The sequence below is a fragment of the Pantoea sp. C8B4 genome (assembly GCF_051336905.1).
Classification (GTDB): Bacteria; Pseudomonadota; Gammaproteobacteria; order Enterobacterales; family Enterobacteriaceae; genus Pantoea; species Pantoea rwandensis_B.
Map to the genome: position 1 here is coordinate 103,331 of NZ_JBGMNK010000009.1, position 16,192 is coordinate 119,522.

Annotated in this window: 18 protein-coding genes; 5 read left to right on the top strand and 13 right to left on the bottom strand. The window is 55.2% G+C overall.

Features of this window, described 5'->3' with window-relative positions; translation table 11 throughout:
• Nucleotides 1–51 precede the first annotated feature (51 nt).
• Nucleotides 52–471: a cell envelope integrity protein TolA gene (locus ACCW76_RS13065; protein WP_436338726.1), complete on the top strand. Its 420-nt coding sequence runs from the start codon at nucleotides 52–54 to the stop codon at nucleotides 469–471.
• Between the two features lie 133 nt (nucleotides 472–604).
• Here ACCW76_RS13065 and qhpR read toward each other — a convergent pair whose 3' ends face one another.
• Nucleotides 605–1,666, bottom strand: a complete 1,062-nt coding sequence (gene qhpR, locus ACCW76_RS13070; protein WP_038648644.1) for an AraC-like transcriptional regulator QhpR — start codon at nucleotides 1,664–1,666, stop codon at nucleotides 605–607.
• Between the two features lie 582 nt (nucleotides 1,667–2,248).
• Nucleotides 2,249–3,253 (bottom strand): phosphotransferase enzyme family protein, encoded by a 1,005-nt coding sequence (locus ACCW76_RS13075; RefSeq protein WP_436338727.1) that lies wholly within the window; start codon nucleotides 3,251–3,253, stop codon nucleotides 2,249–2,251.
• 270 nt (nucleotides 3,254–3,523) lie between these two features.
• On the opposite strand from ACCW76_RS13075, the gene eat reads away from it, so the two are divergent.
• Nucleotides 3,524–4,888: an ethanolamine permease gene (gene eat / locus ACCW76_RS13080; protein WP_045813755.1), complete on the top strand. Its 1,365-nt coding sequence runs from the start codon at nucleotides 3,524–3,526 to the stop codon at nucleotides 4,886–4,888.
• A gap of 166 nt (nucleotides 4,889–5,054) precedes the next feature.
• Here eat and mak read toward each other — a convergent pair whose 3' ends face one another.
• Nucleotides 5,055–5,966, bottom strand: coding sequence for a fructokinase (mak, locus tag ACCW76_RS13085; RefSeq protein WP_038648652.1), 912 nt, complete (start codon nucleotides 5,964–5,966; stop codon nucleotides 5,055–5,057).
• A 145-nt stretch (nucleotides 5,967–6,111) separates the two neighbouring features.
• On the opposite strand from mak, the gene rdgC reads away from it, so the two are divergent.
• Nucleotides 6,112–7,023, top strand: a complete 912-nt coding sequence (rdgC, locus tag ACCW76_RS13090; RefSeq protein WP_045813754.1) for a recombination-associated protein RdgC — start codon at nucleotides 6,112–6,114, stop codon at nucleotides 7,021–7,023.
• 34 nt (nucleotides 7,024–7,057) lie between these two features.
• Here the strand turns inward: rdgC and ACCW76_RS13095 are convergent, their stop codons facing one another.
• The 9 genes from ACCW76_RS13095 to aroL form a co-directional block, all read right to left on the bottom strand.
• Nucleotides 7,058–7,393 (bottom strand): type II toxin-antitoxin system RelE/ParE family toxin, encoded by a 336-nt coding sequence (locus tag ACCW76_RS13095; RefSeq protein WP_436338728.1) that lies wholly within the window; start codon nucleotides 7,391–7,393, stop codon nucleotides 7,058–7,060.
• A gap of 19 nt (nucleotides 7,394–7,412) precedes the next feature.
• Entirely contained in the window at nucleotides 7,413–7,682 is a 270-nt protein-coding gene (locus ACCW76_RS13100; RefSeq protein WP_436338729.1) for a hypothetical protein, read from the bottom strand.
• Nucleotides 7,683–7,888: 206 nt separating this feature from the next.
• Complete coding sequence (ppnP, locus tag ACCW76_RS13105) at nucleotides 7,889–8,173, bottom strand: pyrimidine/purine nucleoside phosphorylase (protein WP_167136708.1); 285 nt, start codon at nucleotides 8,171–8,173, stop codon at nucleotides 7,889–7,891.
• Nucleotides 8,174–8,277: 104 nt separating this feature from the next.
• Entirely contained in the window at nucleotides 8,278–8,955 is a 678-nt protein-coding gene (locus tag ACCW76_RS13110; protein WP_038650255.1) for an AroM family protein, read from the bottom strand.
• A 2-nt stretch (nucleotides 8,956–8,957) separates the two neighbouring features.
• Nucleotides 8,958–9,890: a DUF1177 domain-containing protein gene (locus tag ACCW76_RS13115; RefSeq protein ID WP_436338730.1), complete on the bottom strand. Its 933-nt coding sequence runs from the start codon at nucleotides 9,888–9,890 to the stop codon at nucleotides 8,958–8,960.
• 15 nt (nucleotides 9,891–9,905) lie between these two features.
• Entirely contained in the window at nucleotides 9,906–11,465 is a 1,560-nt protein-coding gene (locus tag ACCW76_RS13120; RefSeq protein WP_038648662.1) for an OPT/YSL family transporter, read from the bottom strand.
• A gap of 170 nt (nucleotides 11,466–11,635) precedes the next feature.
• A complete protein-coding gene (locus ACCW76_RS13125) occupies nucleotides 11,636–12,388 on the bottom strand; it encodes an IclR family transcriptional regulator (RefSeq protein WP_038648664.1) in 753 nt (250 codons plus the stop codon).
• A gap of 290 nt (nucleotides 12,389–12,678) precedes the next feature.
• Nucleotides 12,679–12,870 carry a YaiA family protein gene (locus ACCW76_RS13130; RefSeq protein ID WP_436338731.1) on the bottom strand — a complete coding sequence of 64 codons (192 nt, stop codon included), beginning with the start codon at nucleotides 12,868–12,870 and terminating at the stop codon, nucleotides 12,679–12,681.
• 111 nt (nucleotides 12,871–12,981) lie between these two features.
• Nucleotides 12,982–13,506 carry a shikimate kinase AroL gene (gene aroL / locus ACCW76_RS13135; RefSeq protein WP_436338732.1) on the bottom strand — a complete coding sequence of 175 codons (525 nt, stop codon included), beginning with the start codon at nucleotides 13,504–13,506 and terminating at the stop codon, nucleotides 12,982–12,984.
• Between the two features lie 286 nt (nucleotides 13,507–13,792).
• Between aroL and ACCW76_RS13140 the strand changes: the two genes are divergently transcribed.
• Nucleotides 13,793–14,494: a DUF2076 domain-containing protein gene (locus tag ACCW76_RS13140; RefSeq protein WP_436338733.1), complete on the top strand. Its 702-nt coding sequence runs from the start codon at nucleotides 13,793–13,795 to the stop codon at nucleotides 14,492–14,494.
• Here ACCW76_RS13140 and ACCW76_RS13145 read toward each other — a convergent pair whose 3' ends face one another.
• Nucleotides 14,495–14,938 carry a YaiI/YqxD family protein gene (locus tag ACCW76_RS13145; RefSeq protein WP_038648672.1) on the bottom strand — a complete coding sequence of 148 codons (444 nt, stop codon included), beginning with the start codon at nucleotides 14,936–14,938 and terminating at the stop codon, nucleotides 14,495–14,497.
• 141 nt (nucleotides 14,939–15,079) lie between these two features.
• Here ACCW76_RS13145 and proC point away from each other — a divergent pair, with 141 nt between their 5' ends.
• A complete protein-coding gene (proC, locus tag ACCW76_RS13150) occupies nucleotides 15,080–15,892 on the top strand; it encodes a pyrroline-5-carboxylate reductase (protein WP_034830503.1) in 813 nt (270 codons plus the stop codon).
• Nucleotides 15,893–16,192: the final 300 nt, after the last annotated feature.

The following is a 16,192-nucleotide window of genomic DNA, read 5'->3' on the forward strand; positions in this document are numbered from 1 at the left end:
CCTTACTGCTCGGTACACTGGCCACCATGTTTTACAAATCCGGGTAAAGAGATGAACGTATTTCGCCGCATAGCTGGCACATTGTTGCTGAGCACCCTGCTCAGCGCCTGCCAGCAGGCTCCATCACATCCCACGGAAAGTATGACCAACCTGTGCCAGCCACAGAGCGAACCGGGCAGCGCTTCCTGCAAATGGGCTGATGAGATGCAGCACCAGCTCAACCGGCAATTTTCCGACGCGGCACATTACGCCGGGCAGCAATGTATGGTGCGGCTGGAGTGGCAAAGCAGCGGACGCTATGCGGTTACGCAGACGCAAGGTGATGAACCCCTGTGCCTGCGCGCCTGGCAGTTGCTGGGGCAGTCGAAAGGATTACCGCCGCCGCCGGATCGCACCCAACCCGCGTGGTTCGGCTTCGCGCCGCATCAGGCTAACTTGCCAGCCCATCCTGTCGCCACTGGCGCGGGCTGATGGCAAACCTTCCAACCCGCGTAGTTCGGCTTCGCGCCGCATCAGCCTAACTTGCCAGCCCATCCAGTCGTCACTGGCGCGGGCTGATGCCAAACCTCCCAATCCGCGTGGTTCGGCTTCGCGCCGCATCGGGCTAACTTGCCAGTCCATCCTGTCGCCACTGGCGCGGGCTGATGCCAAACCAGCGCCGGAACGCGCGTGAGAAGGCGCTAACTTCGGAGTAGCCAAGCAGCAGCGCCATCTCAGAGATGGGCAACTGCTTCTGTTGCAGGTAGTGCGTGGCCATTTCGCAACGCACTTTATCCACCAGCACGGTAAAGCTGATGCCCTCTTCGCGCAGCCGCCGTTGCAACGACCAGCTCGACAGCCCCATTTTATCTGCGATCTCTTCCAGCACCGGTTCGCCCTGCATCAACGACAGATTGATTTGCGATCGCGCTTGCTCCACCACGCTTTGCAGTGAAGCGCTGCTGTTCAGTCGGCGGATGGCATCCTGCATCACCATCAGCAGCATCGGATCCTGCTCTGGCATGGTGCGCAGCAAATCGCGTTTGGCGATCAGCAGCGAGTTGAAAGGTTGATCGAACCACACTGGTGCATCAAACACTTTGCAGTGCTCGTGCCATTGCTCCGGCCGGGGATGCTCAAAATGCACCTCGCGCGGCGCCCAATTTTTGCCCGCCACGTGGCGTATCAGATTGAGAAACATGCCGAGGGTCAATTCTGCATCCTGCCGACGCGACAGGATCGCCCCGTGTCGCACCTGATAATCCAGCCGCCAGCAGTCGCCTTTATCGACCAGGCGCGTCAGCGTATCGTGCTGATGCCAGGGAAAGGCATTCACCACGTTGTGCAGCGCCTGTTCCAGCGTGGGTGAACATAAGCCGATATAGCCAATCAACCCTAATGACTGCGGTTTGAACTGCTTGCCGTAATGCAAACCGAAGTTATCAAAACCAGAGTGGCGCGCCGCTTCTTCCATCACACGGCAATAGTTGACCAGACCGAGGCTAAGCGTCGGGCTGGCCAGCAGTTCGGAATCAATGCCGCTGATACCAAAAATGCGATCAACATCGCCGCCTTTGTCGGTGATAAAGGTGCTTAAGCCGGTGGCCGCTGCCGCCAGCACGCCACGGTTGTTGGCCTGAGCCGAGAGCGAACTGTACGCTTCAGAAGGAGTCATCAGTGATTGCATCGGAACCTCACAGGGATCGCGCGAGTGAAACTAATGGTGGGATCCAGCAAGATTCGTACCATGACGCTTGATGAGGTCGTCGTCAATGACGATCCGCCAGGATTCGGAACCATTTCTTAGCCTGCGCGTTGATGCGCCCCCTGCGGAAGGTCCGGTGGCATGCCGAAGCGTTTGCATTGATGTGCATCTGGCTGATGGTCCGTTGGCATGCTGAAATATGTGAATTGATGCGCATCTGGCTGATGGTCCGGTGGCATGCTGAAATATGTGAATTGATGCGCATCTGGCTGATGGTCCGGTGGCATGCTGAAATGTGTGAATTGATGCGCATCTGGCTGATGGTCCGGTGGCATGCCGAAGTCTGCGCAGTGATGCGTATCAGGCTAAAGGTCCGATGTCACATCTAAACCTGTGCAGTGATGCGCATCTGGCTAAGCGCAGCTCAAGGATACGGAGGCATTCCGTTGCGCCACCAGCACACAGCATCGAGGCGCGATTTAGGGCGCAACGGCGTGAAAGTCATCTCACAACACGCAATAGCCTGCGCCGCTACGACGCACGGCTGCTCACTACTGGTGCAACCTAAACGCCAACCGGCAACTGATTGGTTTCAAGATAGCGACGGCATAGACGCACCGAGTGATCGGCCCAACGCGGCCCCAGGCTCAGCGCCATCTCGGTGTCTGCGTGTGTGCCCATCCATGCGGTCATCTGGATACGGCGTTGAATCAACAGCGTCGGCACCAGCGCCATCTCCTCATCACTGATGTGCGCCACACGCTCGTAGCCCTGGATCCAGTTATCCACCCATTCTGCGGCACGCGGATGATGCTCAACAAAACTGATCGCCGCCGCCAGATCGTGCAGATACCAGCCCATGCCACAGTCATCAAAATCGATCACCCGGGTTTCACCTTTGTGCAGCAGCAAGTTGGTGAGGCGCAGATCGGCGTGGATCAATCCATAACGATCCGTGCCTTTGCCGAAGTCTTGCAGCTCCAGTCCCACACGCGTTACGGCCTCCGCCACGATGCCATGATCGGACGGATTGAGATTTGGCGCATCCTGCCAGCGCCCCCAGTGGCTGTGATCGCTGACCATGGTGTGATGATCCCAGATGATGCGCTGGAAGCCTGCCGGTTTTTGCCAGCTACGGCTGTGCTGGTGCAGGCGCGCGGTGATGTGCCCGAGCTGCTGGAAGGCTTTGGGATCGACATCAGTGGTGGGCATATCCCCTTCGATCCAGTGAAACAGTACCACATGTCGCACACCGCCATCTGGCATGCCTAAGGTCAACACGGTTTCGCCATCAAGGGCTGGGATCGCCTGCGGCACCATAATGCCGATCTCACGCAACGCATCCAGCCACAGCAACTCACTCTGGATATCGGCTTTGCTGTGATAGTCAGGACGATGCAGACGCAGCGCATAACGCTTTCCGCCTGCGAGCAGCAGGAAGGTGGCATTTTCAGAGCGGCACAGGAGCTTCAGCTCACCCTGCAAGGGCGCGGGGTAACAGGCCAGCGCCTGCTGTGCAAGTATCGTCATGGCAGCATCGGTCAGGGAATCGGATTGTTTGGCGCTCATTCATCTGTCTCCAGCATCAATCTTATGGGTAGCAAGTGTTATCAGCATGGGATGACGGCGTCCTGACTGCTTGACCGCAGATAACCCAAAGTTGACCGCAGCGTGCAACTGGCACTTTTCTTGCCTCTGAGTTGACCGTGGAGGACAAAACTCACTGCGCCTGCGTCAAGTTTTCCCGCTGCAGGCGGCGGCATTATCACTTCACTGTAGTGCATAGAACAAAACAGCGCGGTGCAGCCGCCGCACAACAATCACGACGGGGAGACGATTATGACGAGTAAGCTCAAACCCACGCTGGGCACTCTGCATTTGTGGGGTATCGCGGTTGGACTGGTAATTTCCGGGGAGTATTTTGGCTGGAGTTATGGCTGGGGCGTGGCGGGCACGTTGGGGTTCCTGATCACCACCGCACTGATCGCCACCATGTACACCTGCTTTATTTTTAGCTTTACCGAATTGACCACCGCCATTCCACACGCCGGGGGGCCGTTTGCCTACAGCCGCCGCGCCTTTGGTGAAACCGGTGGTTTGATTGCCGGGCTGGCCACGCTGATTGAGTTTGTGTTTGCCCCACCAGCGATTGCCATGGCGATCGGTGCCTATCTCAACGTGCAGTACCCGGATCTCAACCCGAAAACCGCTGCGGTCGGCGCTTATCTGGTGTTCATGACGCTCAACATCCTCGGCGTGAAGCTGGCCGCGATGTTTGAATTGGTGGTGACGGTGCTGGCGGTACTGGAACTGCTGGTGTTTATGGGCGTGGTTTCACCGGGCTTCAGTATCGCTAACTTTGCGGCTAACGGTTGGGCGGGAAGCGATCACTTCGGTATGCCCGCCCTTTCCGGCATCTTCGCCGCCATTCCGTTTGCCATCTGGTTCTTCCTCGCCATAGAGGGCGCCGCCATGGCTGCCGAAGAGGCCAAAGACCCAAAACGTACCATTCCCAAGGCTTACATTACCGGCATTTTGACGCTGGTGGTGCTGGCGATTGGCGTGATGCTGCTGGCGGGTGGCGCAGGTGACTGGCGCAAGCTGTCGGATATTAACGATCCGTTGCCGCAGGCGATGAAGATGATTGTCGGCGAGCACTCCAACTGGATGCATATGCTGGTGTGGATTGGCTTGTTTGGTCTGGTCGCCAGTTTCCACGGCATTATCCTTGGCTATTCACGTCAGTTCTTTGCGCTGGCGCGTGCCGGTTATCTGCCGCAGAGCCTGGCGAAGTTGTCACGTTTCCAGACGCCGCACCGCGCGATTATTGCCGGTGGCGTGATTGGTATCGCGGCGATTTACAGCGATGGTCTGATTAACCTGCAAGGCATGACGCTGACGGCGGCGATGATCACCATGGCAGTATTTGGCGCCATCGTGATGTACCTGATGAGCATGTTGAGCCTGTTTAAATTGCGCCGTACCGCACCCGACATGGAACGCAGCTTCCGCGCGCCGGGTTATCCAATCATTCCGGGTATCGCGCTGGTGCTGTCACTGGTGTGTTTGATTGCCATGCTGTGGTTTAACCCGGTGATTGGCGGGCTGTTCGTGGGGATTATGGTGGTGGGATATATTTACTTCCTCGCGACCAAAACCCAGCGTCAGAACGCACCGCAGGATGCGATGCTGATGGGAGAATAATCACGGAATTGCCTCGCGCGCAAAAATACAAATGCGCTGTCAGGGTCCTTTTATTCAACAACACGCACAATAGGTAAATAGCAGGCTGGCGCCTCTAAGCGGCGCCAGCCTGCATTATCGTCTGGTGCTTCATTGACGAACTTACGCTATCAAAGCGACCTTTTTATTACCCTTTCAGCGGCCACAGCCATGCCGCACCGCGCACGCCACTTGAATCGCCGTGCACCGCTTTCAGCACTGGCGTTTCACATTCGCGGCCAAACACCCACTGCTTCATCAGCGTGGGCACAGTCTGATACAAGCGGTCGTTGTTACTCATGCCGCCACCCAGCACGATCACATCCGGATCGAGCAAGTTCACCACTTGCGCCAGCGATTTGGCTAAACGCATTTCGTAACGGCTCATCGCCAGTTCCGCTACCGGATCCTGCTGCTCAATCAACTTGATGATTTCCGCGCCCTTCAATGTTTTACCGCTTAAGCGTTGATAGTCGATGGCAAAACCCGTGCCCGAAACAAAAGTCTCAATGCAGCCCTGCAAACCACAATAGCACGGCACTTCTTCGCGATGGCGCAGTTCATCTTCATCCATCCACGGCAGCGGATTGTGGCCCCACTCGCCAGCGTTACCATTGCCGCCAATACGCGACTCACCGCCAATCGCCACGCCCGCACCCGAACCGGTGCCGATAATCACCGCGAACACCAGTGGTTTGCCCGCGCCTGCACCATCCACCGCTTCAGACACCGCCAAACAATTCGCATCGTTGGCAATGCGCACGTCACGATTCAGCGCCTCGGCCAGATCTTTGTCTAACGGCTGTCCATTCAGCCAGGTCGAGTTGGCGTTTTTGACCCGCTGGGTGTACGGCGAAATCGTACCGGGAATGCCGATCCCCACGGTGCCCTTTTCCCCGGTTTTCTCCTCTGCCAGTAGCACTAAATCCACAATCGCCTGGACTGTGGCGGCATAGTCATCGCGCGGGGTATTGACGCGGTGACGGAACAGCTCTTGCCCCTGATCGGAGAGCGCAATCACTTCAATCTTGGTACCGCCTAAATCAATCCCAATACGCACGATTTATTCCTCATTATTCGTTCAGGTGACAGATACAGTAGAAGGCTGAATCGGGAAAGGCAATGAAACCAATCCGATGTTTCGCTATCATGCGCGCTGACTTTGAGACTTGTGCGCCCGATCGCACCCACGGTAAGGAATCCCGATGTTGTGGTTTAAAAATATGATGGTTTATCGTCTGAATCGTGACATCCCACTGTCCGCAGACGATCTGGAAAAACAGCTCGACGCCTTCACGTTTTCCCCTTGTGGCAGCCAGGATATGGCGAAAACCGGCTGGGTGTCGCCGATGGGCAACCGCGGCGAAGCGCTGACGCATGAAATCAATGGTCAGATCGTGATTTGCGCCCGCACCGAGCAGAAGATCCTGCCTTCACCCGTGGTGAAGCAGGCGCTGGAAGCGAAGATCGACAAGCTGGAAGCGGAACAGAGCCGCAAGCTGAAAAAGACCGAGAAAGACTCGCTGAAAGATGAAGTGCTGCATAGCCTGCTGCCACGCGCGTTTAGCCGTTTCAGCCAGACGTTTATGTGGATCGATACCGTGAACAACCTGATCATCGTCGATTGTGCCAGCGCCAAGAAAGCGGAAGACACCCTGGCGCTGCTGCGTAAGAGCATCGGTTCACTGCCGGTGGTGCCACTCACGCTGGAAACTCCGATTGAGCTGACACTGACAGAATGGGTACGTTCTGGCGAATTGCCTGCCGGTTTCGCGTTGATGGATGAAGCAGAGCTGAAAGCGATTCTGGAAGATGGCGGCGTGATCCGTTGCAAGAAACAGGATCTGATCTCCGATGAGATCGCCACCCATATCGAAGCCGGTAAAGTAGTGACCAAACTGGCTCTGGACTGGCAGGAACGCATTCAACTGGTGATTGCCGACGATGCATCGATCAAGCGTCTGAAGTTCAGCGACACGCTGCGTGAGCAGAATGACGACATTGACCGCGATGATTTCGCCATGCGCTTTGATGCGGATTTCACCCTGATGACCGGCGAACTGGCCGCGTTGATCAGCAATCTGGTGGAAGCGTTAGGCGGCGAAGCTAAGCGCTGAAGCCAATATAATTAAACCCCGCTGCAAGCGGGGTTCATTTCAAAATTTGATAGCGATATAGGGTGGTGACAAAATCCTGTTTCATGCTGAGAAACATCAGAATTTGTACCCTTTCTCCGTCAAAATCGTAAAGCACACAATATTCGCTCTCAGGGTCTAACCTCTCTCGCAGGTTCAAACCTCTTTGCGATAACAGATGACTAAAGCGATACCGTAAGGGGTCCTGCATAATAGCTGCCACTGCATCTATCAGCAGCTTGTCGACAAACTCTGCCGCTAGCTTCGCGCCAATCGTACCAATTTTATAAGACTCAATATCTTTCAGGGTCCATTCCGCCATCGGCGCAATAGCGATTCGAAACTGACGCATCACTGACTCATTCCCTTAATTACGTTCTGGCGCTACGTAATCTCTCTAAAACCTCTTCAGGTGTCATGCCCTGACTGTCATTAATTTCCTGTTTTGCGATCATTGCCAGCTTAAACATCGCATTAATCTGTCGTTCTTCTTCTATTTTCTTTAACTCGGCTTCACGCTCTGCTGCGGTTTGGACAAACAGTTCAGCAACGCCATTTTTAGTAATAAATACGCCGCCCTCAAACAGTTCAGGACTTCCCAAACCTTCGCGAGCAGCCTTCTGAGACATCGTCTGTGCCATACGCATGTAACCTCAACTAAGCAGCGATAAAGCGCTGGGGGGACAAAATAGACATGTTAAGCCTAGCACCCATTCATCTGCGAGGGCAAATTTATACTTAATTTGTACACAGCTTATGGGAGATAAGTGTTGCTGCTTCTTAAAAAAAACCGGCAACTCTTTACAGAATTCCCGGTTTAGTTGCAGCTAATGTTGAAGTTTAGGGCTTACAAGTAGCGGCACAGATAAGACGTTGGCTCAGCCACCTGCAAATGGAATTCGCTGTTGCCGGGCACGTTGAAGACGGAACCCGCTTCGTACCATTTCCACTCGGCTTCGCCTGGCAGCAGCACTTTCAGTGCGCCGCTCACGACCGTCATCTCTTCCGGCTGTCCTGTACCGAAGGTGTATTCACCTTCTGCCATCACGCCAACGCTGGCACGGCCAATGGTTACGCTGTCGAAACCAATGGATTTCACTTTCCCGTCGAAATACTCACTTACGTTGAGCATGTTACTTCCTCACAGCACATTATGGTGTCTGGCAGATTACAAGGGAACTCGCTGATCTGTCACGCGAAAAAGCAGCTTAGAACACGAGTTGTGATCGGCCTCAGTCAGACGATCAATTCTGCCGCTAACTTCGCCACCAGCACGTTAGATAACAGTACCGGAATACCCAGCATTTTCTGCAGGAAATCCCGGTGCTTCTGGTGATAGCCAATGCAGTCAAGCACCACCACATCCGCGCCCTGCTCTTGCAGCGACAGGCCCGCCTCGATCAAATCATTCTGCTGTGCCAGATAAGGGCTGGCGACGGCAAAACAAGGCGCGCTGTGCAGATTACGCCATTTGCTGGCCTGCTCAGCGATCTGCTCCGTTACCGGCACCACGATGCCCACCTTATGTTCCTGCACAATGGCACTCACCAGCGGGGGGATAATGCGATCCGGCTCCAGTAACAGCGCCTTTTCGGTTTTCAGCGTGCCAAATTCACCGGTGCACAGCAGCAAAATCGTATCGTAGCCCTGCTCTTCCAGCGCACTGATCTTGCGCTGCAGTCCCTGCTCCACTTTCGGTCCCGACAAACGCACTTGCTCGCCGCTGGTCATGCGTGAAACCAGCACCTTCTCACCCGCTTCAGGCGAATAGAACTGCTCGACCTCGGCTAAGGTCAGGCCGTCGAGTAATCCGGCATGAGCTACCTGCTCTTCCGGTAAGTGATCCTGCAGCAGCGGGAGAATGTCGCTACGCGGGGATTGACCAATCGTTAAGGTAACCAGGGACTGTTTCATCATTAGGCTTTCCGCGTGCGCAGGTGGCTGAGACTACCATACAAAGAGAGCAGCAACGCATACTCTTGCTGGTCATAGAACTGACAGGTTTCACGGCCAAACTCTTTCGCCACTTCCACCGCAAACTTCACGGTAGCTGCGATATCGACTTCATGGCTGGCGCCGGTGCCGCAACCTGGCACCACAGACTCCGCGCAAATTGCCACACCGACCACGGGTACATCGGTGGCGGTTGACGGCTGCAGGATGCTGTTAAGGTGATAGACACCGTTGCCGTAGGGCGTGATGTCCTGCGTGGTGATCGGGAACGTCACCGCTGGCTGACCACTGGTCATCTCCATGATGCGCAGCAGATCTTCTGACACGCGCAGGATGTAACCCTCTTTCACCGTCGGCGAGATCGCGTAGCCTTTATGGTTCAGGATACGGTTACCTTTGGTGGTATCGATTGAAAGGATGGCATCAACGCCATCGATCACTTCGTTGTCATTCATGGTGATGTCGTCGCAAGGCGAATCCATGAAATCCACTGGCTCATGCGGACGTGTTGGCGCATCCGGGCAGATGTGAGTCGTGATAATCACGTCACCCGCCAGCACATCGCCTTTGGTCTGCATCTGTGCCAGCTTCAGCGCACTGCTCACCGCCGCCACTGCGCCATCTGCATCCGACACCATACCGATACGCGTTGGACGCGCACCGATACCGCCCAAACGGCCGACAATACCCAGCGTAGGCGCAGTGCCGCCTTTGCTCTTGCCCTGCGCACCAGGAATATCAATGCGCACGAAATCGGTACGCCCTTTAGGACCGGTCACACGCTTGAAGCTGGCGGTCACGCCTGGGTAGTGGGCGAAAAGATCCACTACCTGCTGCCCATCGACATAGGCGCTGTCGAGTAACTCAAAAACCTGCAGTGTCTGCTGTAAACTCATATTGAATTCCCTGGGTTATTTCTTGGTGCTACTGGCAAAAAGAGAATGGAAGAAGCTGTACAGCGCGTCGCCCGCAATAAACCCTGCGGCCATCACCTCCATCGGTGAACGTCCACGCTCGCCCCACACACGAATGATCAGGATACGCAGCGCGATCCCCACCATCACCGCCCAACCTGCCGCGGCGTTGTTAATTAACAAACCGGTCGCCAGCAATACGCCTAACTGACGCTTCGGCCCACCGATAAACTGAATAATCGCACCCGGAATCGCCCACATCAGCAAGCTTCCAGCAATGCCTGGCTCGGCACCGGCCTGAATGGTTTTGGCGTAAACGCGTGCCACTGGCGGCAGCAGATTCTCTGCGAAGAACAAGTTGTGTGCGTACCATACCACCGGAATACAGATCACGAAGGCGATCATCGCGGCGATCAGCTGGATACGGCGGCCCCACAGCTCTTGCTGCAGATCGGCCCCATTACCGCGCAGAATAAAGCCTGCTTTCAGGTCATAACCCATATCGGCAAAGGCCGGTCCTGTTGCGGCTGTAAAGCCACATAACAGGCAGAGCGCCAGCGGCGGGAAGCCGAGCAGAATACCGAGGATCAGGGTAATCAACGCCACGGCAAAGGCTGGGAACCAGCCTGAGTGCATCGCAGCGATGCCGACAATCAATTCATGCACGAAGGCAGCGAACGCGGCATAGACGATGAACAACACCAGCATCGGCAAGCCCATCTGGCTCCATAAACCGCCCGCCAGTGCCAGCAGAGTGGAGATAATGATGTATCCCACTGTGCCAAAGCCCAGTGAGCGCTTCACTTCGCTGTCGCTGCGGCTGACATTCAGCTGCTCATTGCGACGGCTGACGATCACTTGTACCACCTGAATCAGCGCGACTAATCCTGCGCCGACCATCATGCCGTGAGGAATATAAAGTGCGTTGATATCAATGCCAGCAACCGGTTGCGCATAGGCACGCAACAGGAAACCAATACCCAACATGCTCAACGCCCAGATATTGCCGATAAAAGCCGTACCGAAGGCTGACATAGGGATTTTCAGCATTGAGCCAGCGATACCGCCGACAATACCGACCACCAGCAGCCATGCCTGACGGCCGCCTTTATCGCCGGCTTTGATCGCTTCCGCTGCTGCCACGCCCGGCGGCCAGGCATTGCTGGCGGGGAACACGCGGGTATCAAACAAGCGGTAAAGCAAATAGGCATCCAGCAGCATTGCCGCACTGACACCGACAAACAGCGGCAATACCAGCTGCGGTTCACCCAGCGCCCACGGCACGGCAATCGGCATCAGCAGACTGTTCGCCGCACCAAAGGTGGCAGAAGAGATGGCGGTTTGCGCAAGGTTCTGTACTTCGATCGAGCGATAACGACGGAACCATTGCAGAGGAATGCGCGCCAGCAGCATGGCAAACAGCGCACCGATAATAGAGGTATTGGGTGTTACCCCAATGGTGGTAATAAGCTGAACCCCGATGATGGCACCTGCTACAGACAGCAGAACCAGCATTAAGCCCACGCCGATACTTTTTATTGGATTATGTTGACGCATATTATCCCCGTATTTTCACCCTGTAGAAAACGCGTAATACGTTTTATGCCCGACACGCGGGACATCAACGCTTTTAATAAATCGTTCCCTGATTTTTGAAATAGGCAGGTCCGAAGACCTGCTATTTCCCTGGTGTGGCGCGAATAAACGCCTTTAAATCGAAAATAAGGTTATGCGCCGTATTTCTCGGCCATCAATGCAGCCGTTGCGCGCAGTTCGCTGAGCAGCGCGTCCGGATAACCCGGGGCCGCTTCTTGCGAGAGAAACGAGAGACACAGTGCGGCACTTTCGCCGCGATGTTTATTGGTGACCGCCACCGCCAGTGAGCTGATGCCTGGCAACGTCTCATTGCGTGCCAGTGCCCAGCCCTGCTGGCGAATCACCGCTAATTCTTTACAGAGTGCATCAATGTTCAGCGGCGAGTTTGCGGATGCGGCTTGCCAGTCATCGGCAAAACGCGCACGCACTTCGTCATCACTCAACTGCGCCAGCAGCACGCGCCCGGTTGAAGTACCGGAAAGAGAAACGCGCGAACCTGGTGGCGTCACCAACTGGGTGAAAAAACGACCGTGATACATCCGCATCACCAGAACGTCCTGACCATCCAGTACTGAGATGTAGCCCATACAACCACTGCTGGCCGCCAACTGCGCCATGGGCGCGGAAGCGCTATCCACCAACGGCGTAGATAAGTAATGTCCGGCCACCGACAGCAGCACACGACCAATCTGGAAACAGCGACTATCGGGATCACGCTCAAGCAATCCTTCACTTTCCATGGTCGCCAGCAGGCGAGAAACGGTACTTTTCGGCAATCCCAACGCCTCAACCACCTCGGTGAATGTCAGGCCCGGATGGCCCTGCGTCACGCCAAAGCGCTGGAAAAGCTTAAGTACGGCAGCGGCGTTTTCGAGTGTGGTCATGGTGTTGGTTTCACTATGTGGAACTGAGTTCCTATATCAATACAGTGAAAGTAATTCGCTCTGCTGATCGGGTCAAGCGCAAATTTTGAACCGGCTATATTTGCGTCGATTTAACGCAGCATAAAATACGGCGCAAACTGAAAATAAAATGACGTTATCAGGCAAGATGGAATAAGAGCAGAAAAGGATGGCGGTTCTGGCGGGCATATTGGCCATTTTATGGCAGTTGAAAATATCTGGTTAACCACGGAAGGTAATGAATGAATTACAGGCGTCCCTGCCCGCGAGCATTACTCTTTATCCGCGTCTTCGTAGCGGGCTTTGGCATCCTGCGCTTCGGCTTCCGTTTTATGCTCGCTGATCAGTGAGTTGGGCTTCGGATGGTCAGCGCGTAACTCATACCATGTCACGGTATTACCTGCCGCGCCTTTCTCAACGGCAACGATGCGCGCTTCTCGCGGGTACGGTGGTTTAGTTGGCATAGATTTCCCTCTTATGTCTGGTTTCCACACAGACAGCGGCGATCCCCCTGTCTTAACCTGAGTATAGACAATGGCGGATCGCGAGAAAAAAGAGGGATAAATCTGAAGAGGTTAGCTGGCGCGGGCGAGCGAAAGGGATTGAAGAATTTGATCAACCACCTGTTCAGGCGCCTGCATGGCATTCACTTCGTGGTGTGCTGTCTGACGGTAAAGATGCGCGCGTTCACGCAGAATATCGCTCATCTCCTCGGCAATCGGACGACCGGTTAGCGTCGGGCGCTGTGCAGCTTCGGGCTGACGTTCAAGACGATCGGCCAGTACCGTTGACGGGGCATTCAACCAAATCACCTGCCCATGTTCGCGCATAAAGCGACGATTCACTTCAGCCAACACCATACCGCCGCCGGTGGCAATCACCGTTGCCGGCGCCGTGACCGCCCGCAGCGACTCGGTTTCGCGCGCACGGAAGCTGTCCCAGCCTTCAGCCGCGACGATTTCCGCCACGGTGCGTTGCGTCATGAGCTGCAGGTTATGATCGGTATCGCTAAAGGCATAACCAAGCGCCTGAGATAGGGCCTGGCCGATAGTGGTTTTACCGCAACCGCGTGCGCCGATCAGATAGATGGGTAATGACATCCGGGCTCATCCTCCGCCGTATTTATGCCGCACGGGCAAGGTCATCAGGTCAATATTGCGTCGCATGATACCTGGATTTTATTTTATCAGCCACCCGCGAAGCACGATTTACGCGTATTTACGACCCTAAATTCACTATCAACATGATTAATAACGATAAAATGATGCGCATTTCGTGCATCAACCTATTTGTAAGCACGGGCAACATTTCCTTACCAGGCCATTGATTTACTTTCTGTCACGTTGACCACATATAAGGAGGTACGAATCATTGGAGGTTCACACCATGCAGAATGAAGAACAACAGTTAATCGACAATCTCTTTAGCCGGCTGAAACAGGCTGAAACCCAGAGCGGCCCGCGTGATGCCGGTGCCGAACAGCTGATTAAACAGCACTTGCAGAACCAGCCTGGTGCGCCTTACTACATGTCACAGGCAATCCTGATTCAGGAAGCAGCGCTGAAAAAACTCAACGCTCAGGTGGCCGATCTGGAGAATCGCCTGGCACAGGCTCAGCAACAACAGCAAGCACCGCAGCAGAGCAGCGGCGGTTTCCTGTCGAGTCTGTTTGGCGGCGGTTCTCGCCAGTCTGCGCCGCAGCAGCAACAGCCAGTGTGGAGCAACGCGCCACAGCAGCCTCAGCAGCAATACGCGCAGCCTCAACAGCAATATGCGGCTCCGCCTGCGCGCGGCACGGGTTTCCTCGGTGGTGCATTACAGACAGCCGTAGGTGTGGCCGGGGGTGTGGTGATGGCCGATATGCTCACCAGCATGTTCCATCATTCTCAGCCGGAAGAGATTGTGAATATCATCAACGAACCGGCGCTGCCGCAGGTGGATAACAGCCTCGATACCTTTAACGGTAATGACAGCAACAATGCCTTCCTGAACGACAACGCCAGCTGGGATAACAACAGCTTTGCGGATAACAACGATTTCAGCGACTTTGGTGGCGGCGACTACGACGACGATGACAGCTTCGTCTGATTAGCGCTGGCGTAACCACTTATCCAATTCGTTAGCAAACAGCTGGCGGTCACGTTGGTTTAGCGCCGACGGGCCGCCACTTTGCACGCCACTCGCTCGCAGGGTTTCCATAAAGTCACGCATGGTCAGACGCTGACGAATGGTATCCGGCGAGTAGCGCTCGCCACGCGGATTCAACGCCGCAGCGCCCTTCTCCAGCACTTCTGCCGCTAAAGGAATATCCCCGGTGATCACCAGCTCGCCCGGCTGCACACGCTTCACGATCTCGTTGTCAGCGACATCAAACCCCGCCGCGACCTGCAGCGTTTTCAGCCACGGTGATGGCGGTACGCGCAGCGGCTGATTCGCCACGAAAGTCACGGTGATTTTGGCGCGTTCGGCGGCACGATACAGCACTTCTTTGATGACATTGGGGCAGGCATCGGCATCAACCCAAATCGACATGTGTTTTCCTTTTTCCTACAGAACTGCAGGCGATCTTGCCCGCTTGCGGCAGAATGGCAAATATTTTTACGCGGCTTGTTATTCAGCACAGCTGTCGTAAGCTAACTCGCACGAGAAAATGAACACTTAAAGGATAGAGCGATGCTGGAGAAGAAAATCGGGTTTATCGGCTGCGGCAATATGGCGAAAGCCATTATCAGCGGACTGGTCAACAGCGGGCTGATCGCCCCGGCCAACATCTGGGTCTGCGACCGCAAACCGGCCACCAATCAGGCGATGGCAGAGCAATATGGCGTGACGGCGGCAGAGAGCCCGGAAAGTCTGGCACGTGAAGTCGATATCCTGTTTGGTGCCGTGAAACCGAATGTGATTCTCAAGGTGCTGAAAGATCTCGCGGGCCAATTGAAGAAAGATTCGCTGGTGGTGTCGATTGCTGCAGGCGTTACCCTCGATTCGCTGGCCGCCGTGCTGGGGCACGACCGCAAAATCATCCGCGTCATGCCGAATACGCCGTCTCTGGTGAACGAAGGTATGACTTCAATCACGCCTAACGTGCTGGTGGAACCGCATGAAGTCGATGAAGTGGTCGGCATTTTCGAGAGCTTCGGCAAAGCCGCGGTGGTGAATGAATATCTGATTCATGCCGTGGTCGGCGTGAGCGGATCAGCACCAGCCTATGTGTTTATGTTTATCGAAGCGATGGCAGATGCTGCCGTGCTCGGCGGCATGCCACGTGCGCAGGCTTATCAATTTGCCGCACAGGCGGTCAAAGGCTCGGCGCAGATGGTGCTGGAAACCGGCAAACACCCAGGCGAATTAAAAGATATGGTGTGCTCACCGGGCGGCACCACCATCGAAGCGGTGAAAGTGCTGGAGGAGAAAGGCTTCCGCGCGGCGGTGATCAACGCGATGCAGCAGTGCATGGCCAAGTCCGAAGCATTAAGTAAACAGTAACCGTTGCGAATTAATCAGGTGCGCAGCCTGCGCACCTGATGCCAGCCAATGTGGCGCCCTGCTCGAACATGCGGGCACTTTGCCTGCAGCACCTGGACTCGCTCACCTTCGCGAATCCGCACCCTATCGATATCACCCACGGTGAATGTGGTCGGCTTACGCTACGCCAGTGATTTGATTTCCACGACAGATTGATAGCCCACGATCAGCTCCCTGCATTTTTATTGGATTCACGACATAAAATCCCTACAAACAGCAAACCTGGCAAAGCGAAGGAATTCGCTGGAGAAACAAAGCGTA